The organism is Candidatus Methanodesulfokora washburnensis, from assembly GCF_003947435.1.
GTDB lineage: Archaea > Korarchaeota > Korarchaeia > Korarchaeales > Korarchaeaceae > Methanodesulfokora > Methanodesulfokora washburnensis.
Window position 1 is genome coordinate 1 of the sequence record NZ_RCOS01000009.1, and the last position, 5,721, is coordinate 5,721.

Here is a 5,721-nt window from a genome sequence, read left to right on the forward strand (position 1 = left end):
CTCCAAAACATAGTTGGGATGGTCTGTGATCCGTGCGGTGGCTTTGGCGAGGTACCGTGCCACACAAGGAATGCTATAGCTGCCGCCTCAGCTTTTGTGAATGCCGATATCATAGTGGGAGGATATGAGAATCCCATACCTCTAGATGAAACGGTTGATGCCGTTTATTCCGTTGGAAAGATGATGCCATGGGAGCTAAGATGTACGGTGATGGGAGGGTTAGCTGTATGTCCATCGGCTATGAAGTTCATGCCCAAGATAGATGATTATTAATTCCAGAGTTATAGAGACCTATTCGAATGAGCGGATGAGATTATAGGCATTCAGTCAAGAGATCTGGAACTTAGGATCTTAAGTTATGGAGATATATCTTCCAAAGATTCCTATATAATTATCCTAAGGAATTTTTTATATATTCTTTTATAGTAAATTGAAGATTTTGTATAATTAACTTTATATGCTGTCCCCACTGTATACTGAAATGGGTTGCTTCCAAATGAATATCACGTTTTGCACATTATCGGCGAAAGGGGATAGAGGATGTCTAAAAAGCTGAGCGGATCCTTTGAGTTTACCCAGATAAGCTTCGCCTCCGAGGTGAAGGATTGGATAAATGAGATTATAGAGAATGAAAAGCTGAGATTTGAAGGTGCTGATATAGAGATTAGGGACCCAGAGAGAAAAAGAGGCGATCTAATTATATGGGAGAGAAGACTGAAGAAGCCCGCATTGCTGATAGAGATATGGGATGCAAAGACCTCTCCTTGGGATTATGCTCTCGATTCTGCGCTAAGCAAGGCATGGAAGAATAACATTCCGTACTTTGTCGTGTGGAACTTAACCCACTTTTACTGCTGGGATACATTTGAGGAGGGAGAAGCAATTGATAAGCTTTGGTGGCCTCATTCAGGTGTAAGCGAGGTTGTATGCAGAGCATTGACCTATTATGATGCCATCAATAGCGAGGAGAGCATAAAGAACTATCTCAGATCTTTTCTTAAGGAGTTTGAGCAGGTTTACTATGGAATTAAGGCCAAGCCGCTTCTAGGAATAGATGAGAGGTTCATATACAGGCTCAGGGGTTCAATAGATGCTTTATCCATACCGATTCTCGAGTATTTCAGGGAGAGAGTAAGGGATCCGGAGTTTAGGAAGCAACTTGTGGGATATTTCATTAAGCAAGGATGGACCTTTAGAGGGAGTGATGAGGATCTAGAGAAGGTCTCAAGACAGTATGTGTACCTGCTCGTGAACAAGATTCTCTTCTACAACATCCTCCGTTCCACCAGCTATAGAAATCTACCAAAGATCGTTATTCCAGATATTGGCTTGACAGGAGATGAGATGAAGAAAAGAATCGATAACTACTTCATGAAGGCATTTGAGGCAACCGGATGCTATGAGACAATTTTGTTGACAGACTTTCTTGACTCTCTTCCTCCCCCTGATGATGCAGTTGGGATGCTGAAGGATTTCATACACAAGATGGGCGAATACGATTTCTCAAAGATAAGCTATGAGATCCTCGGAAACATATTTCAGAGGTTGATACCTGAGGAAGAGAGGCATAAACTGGGCCAATACTTCACCAGATCTGATGTTGTTGATCTGATAGTTGGCTTTTGCATAAGAGATGCAAGGGACAAGGTACTGGATGGAGGATGCGGCGCAGGCACATTCCTTATCCGGTCCTATGTGAGAAAGAAGCTTCTTGATCCAAGCAGAAAACATAAAGAACTGATAGAGGAGCTTTACGGGGTTGATATAGCTAAATTTCCGGCACATTTGTCGATAATAAATTTGGCTAGCAGGGATCTATCAGCTGTAGAGAACTATCCGAGGATAATTTGGGGGGACTTCTTCAGCATACTTCCAGGAAATGAGTATTTATCAGCTGAGGTAAGAGTTGAGACGCTGAAGGGAAGCAAAATCTACATAAAGATGCCGGAGGCATTCGATGCAGTTGTAATGAATCCTCCATACACAAGACAGGAGGAAATGGAGGACATTCTGGAGCAGGAGAAGGACAAGGCATACAATAGATGCATCGAGGACTGGAGAGAAATGAGCAAGTATCCTGCTGGTAAGAAGCCAAAATTAAGCAAGAGATCGAGCATCTATGTCCATTTCTTCATTCATGGAGCAAGATTTCTGAAAGAGAGAGGGAGACTTGGGATGATAACCTCGAACTCATGGCTTGATGTTGATTACGGTGGAGACCTTCAGAGGTTCTTCCTTGAGAATTTCAGGATAGTAGCAATTATAGAGAGCAAGGTGGAGAGATGGTTTGAGGATGCGGACATAAATACGGCAATAACCATTCTGGAAAGGTGCTCAGATCAGGAAGAGAGAAACAAAAACTTGGTCAAGTTTGTCCAGCTGAAGAAGCCTCTAGCGGAGTTCATACCTCCTGTTAAGAATGAAAGTGAAAGATGGATCTGTGTTGAAAAGCTTATAGAGCTGATAGAGAGTAAAGAAGAGTACTACGAGGATGATAAAATAAGAATTTTCCCAAAAATTCAGAAAGAGCTTTGGGAAGAGGGCTATGATGAAGAGGAGGGGGAGTACGTAGGCTCTAAGTGGGGCAAGTACATAAGGGCTCCGGAGGTATTCTTTAAGATACTGGAGAAGGGAAAAGGATTACTTGTTCCATTAAAAGAAGTCGCAGAAGTAAGATTTGGTATTAAAACCGGTGCTAATGAATTCTTCTACTTAACTGATGAGCAAATACAGAAATGGGGTATAGAAAGAGAGTTCTGGATGCACCCGTTGAAGAAAGATGAAGAAATACCGGTTCCAGAGCATGTGTGGAAGGATAGAAATGGGAAATACTTTAAGGAGAGCCAGTATGCCAGAAGAATGCGATTGGAAGAAGTTTTAAGAGAGAACGGCTATGTCTACTGGATTCCAAATTACGTAATAAAGTCACCAAGGGAATGCAGGTCGATCTTAATTGACCCTAAGGATCTGAAGTATCGGGTTCTGCTGATACATAAGGATAAGTCTGAGCTGAGGGGGACAAACATTCTAAAATACATAGAGTGGGGAGAGAGTCAAGGATTCAATAAGAGACCGACATGCTCATCTAGGCAGAAATGGTATAGTTTAGACAAAAGAGAACCAGCAGAATTACTCTTTCCTGAAAGATTTTGGGATAAATTCATAATTTTTCAAAATTCACAAATGATACTTGAGAACAAAGATCTTTATGGAATTTGTCTTCATGATAAAGAAACCTCTAACCTTATTTGTGCGTCATTAAATTCGACATTAAGTATCATGTTTTTTGAGCTTCATGGGAGGCCCAGTCTAGGTCAAGGTGTTCTCGACATAGATGTATGGATGGTAGAAGGAATACTGCTACCAAATCCTAAAAGAATAAAGAAGGAAGAGGAGGAGAAATTAGTTAAATGCCTTAGCAATCTTTCACAACGACCAATAAACTCAATATTTAAAGAAATTGAAGCAAAATCTCCTGAAGAGGTTTCATTAGAAAAGGTTAAACCTGATCGCAAAGAACTCGATAATATTGTTATGGGCAGAATTTTAGGCTTAACTGAAGAGGAACAACTCGAAGTCTATCGTACAGTAATAGATCTTGTTAAGTCTAGAATCGAGAGGGCTAAGAGTATTCAGAAGAGGAAGAAGGTTGGAAATATCGATATCGATGAGCTAGTAAACTCAGTGCTGAAAGATGTAGAGGAGCTTTATGGGATAGAGACAAAGAAGTTCCCAGAGGACTACATAGGCAACTGCTCATACAGGATCGTGAAAGTTCCAAAGGGCACAAAGGTTGAGGCTGGTGTAGATCTAGAGGGAGCATATGTCAGAATAGATGGAGAGGAGATAAGGTGCAGCTCTGATTATGAGGCAAAGTTCATTGAATACGCTATTTTGGCTGGGAAGACGGAAATAATGATTCCTGAGGATGAAAATATCCTGAGGAGGGCTGTTGAGGAAAGAGGAAAGTTTCTGAGGGATGCAAGAGCGAGACTGGATGAAGTCTTGAAGGAGATGATAACTGATAAGAAACTTAGGGAGAAGGTGAGGTATGAGGCATTCAGGAGGTTGGGCATCTGATGACAAAATGTGATTTCTGCAAGAAGGAGATCACAACAATCCCATTTATCTGTAAATACTGCGGAGGAACCTTCTGTGAGGAGCACAGAATGCCTGAAGCACATAAATGCCCCGGAATACATGCCGACAGCTTGATATCCCCTCTTGAGCCCATATCTGTTTCACCACCTTCTAAAGTCCTCAAAGGCTCTGCTGCAGATGAGCTAAGTGTGGTGAAAAGGATGGATGAGGAGTTCGATCAGCATCTTGATTATGTCCTCGAGAACAGGCTTGATGATATTGTGAAATTCGGAAGAAACTTTTCGGCAATAGACCTTGCTGTGTATTTGGTCAAGAACTTCGGTAAGATCCTCTTCTTCGATCCCCTTTTAACATTGGCACAGCAGTATGCCATAGCTGATGTGGAAATCGTGAATGAAGCAGGAGGGATAAGTGGGAGATCTGGATTTAACTTGGCCTTGTTTGGAGACCCGGGCACTGGAAAGACTTTTGCATCAAAGGACTTCATTCTTGGAGATCCTGAAAAAGGCGTTCCAGCACATGGTCTGCCTGGAAGGAACAGATACTGCGGGGGAATGACACCAGCAAGGTTCATCCAGATAGGAAGAGCCTACGAGGGCAAGAAGTTCGTCTTCATAGTCACTGAGCTCAGAGAATGGTTCACTCACAGCTCGGGAATGGTTGAACCGTTGAAACTCGCTATGGAACATGGAATAATAACAAAGGAGACGTATAGGGAGATTGTAGAGCCATACCGCTTCACATCATTCTTCAGCGTGAACTATAACGCGACAATAAAGTCAGGAAAAGAGTACAAGGTGAGCATGAGGGATCCTAACTTCAATGCAGTCGAGGACAGGATGCTCTGCAGGCTTCATGTCCTGACAAAAGAGAGATATGAAGCTTTGGCAGAGGCTCAAGCTAGAGCCTGGCGTGGTGAGACAAAGTATGAGCTTGCCAATGAGATCAGAGATCACCTCACCCTTGTACATGCCATAGAAACAGTTCATCCCAAGATAAGGGGAATGTTTCCCAAGAAGCCGGTTCTCTTAACAGAGAGGACAATAGACCTCATCACAGCCACAAGGAAAACAATACTTGAGCACATAGGCTATAAAGACACATTGAGCTTCAGCCCAAGGCTTGAGATGAGGACCTTGCAGCTGGCATCTGCTCTCTCGCTGATAAGCTACTTCAAGCATGAGGAAAAGGATGTCTTACCCATGGACGATCAGGCTGTAAGACTGGCCTTGAGGTTTTATGTGGAGGAGGCGGCGATAAGGTCGAGGGAGAGCTTTGATTCAGCTCATATACTTTTCGATCTGGGCATATATCTAGCTGATGAGGATCTGGCAAGAGGGATCAGGAGCACATGAGTTTTACAACAACTGGATTTCAAAACCGTCTCAAGTTTTGCTGACCGAAAGAAGGGTTTATTAAATTTTTATTTAAAGCACATTTTACAGAAGCATGTGAGAGCATGACGTACTGGATCTTTGTCACGGATCATATGAACTGGGATGTAGTTCTGAAGGAAGGGATATATGGCCTTCCTGAAAAAAGGGAGAAACTGATGAAGAGAGTGAAGAAGGGAGATGAGGCATTCATATACATGGTTCAGGAGAAGGTGGAATACAGAAT

4 protein-coding genes are annotated in these 5,721 nt (G+C 42.5%); all 4 read left to right on the forward strand.

Annotated features, from left to right (window positions below):
• Nucleotides 1–273: L-serine ammonia-lyase, iron-sulfur-dependent, subunit beta (locus D6D85_RS00430; RefSeq protein WP_202617255.1), on the forward strand; the 273-nt coding region annotated here is incomplete at its 5' end.
• Between the two features lie 267 nt (nt 274–540).
• Nucleotides 541–4,080 (forward strand): Eco57I restriction-modification methylase domain-containing protein, encoded by a 3,540-nt coding sequence (locus D6D85_RS00435; RefSeq protein ID WP_125670066.1) that lies wholly within the window; start codon nt 541–543, stop codon nt 4,078–4,080.
• Nucleotides 4,080–5,456, forward strand: coding sequence for an AN1-type zinc finger domain-containing protein (locus tag D6D85_RS00440; RefSeq protein WP_125670067.1), 1,377 nt, complete (start codon nt 4,080–4,082; stop codon nt 5,454–5,456). Before D6D85_RS00435 ends, D6D85_RS00440 begins: the two co-directional genes overlap by 1 nt.
• 104 nt (nt 5,457–5,560) lie before the next feature.
• The coding region (locus tag D6D85_RS17160) for an EVE domain-containing protein (RefSeq protein WP_125670068.1) at nt 5,561–5,721 on the forward strand (161 nt) is incomplete at its 3' end.

Excerpts from the sequence above, each read along its gene's own strand:
- D6D85_RS00440 (WP_125670067.1), top strand. The coding sequence starts at position 4,080 with ATGACAAAATGTGATTTCTGCAAGAAGGAGATCACAACAATCCCATTT.
- D6D85_RS00435 (WP_125670066.1), top strand. The coding sequence starts at position 541 with ATGTCTAAAAAGCTGAGCGGATCCTTTGAGTTTACCCAGATAAGCTTC.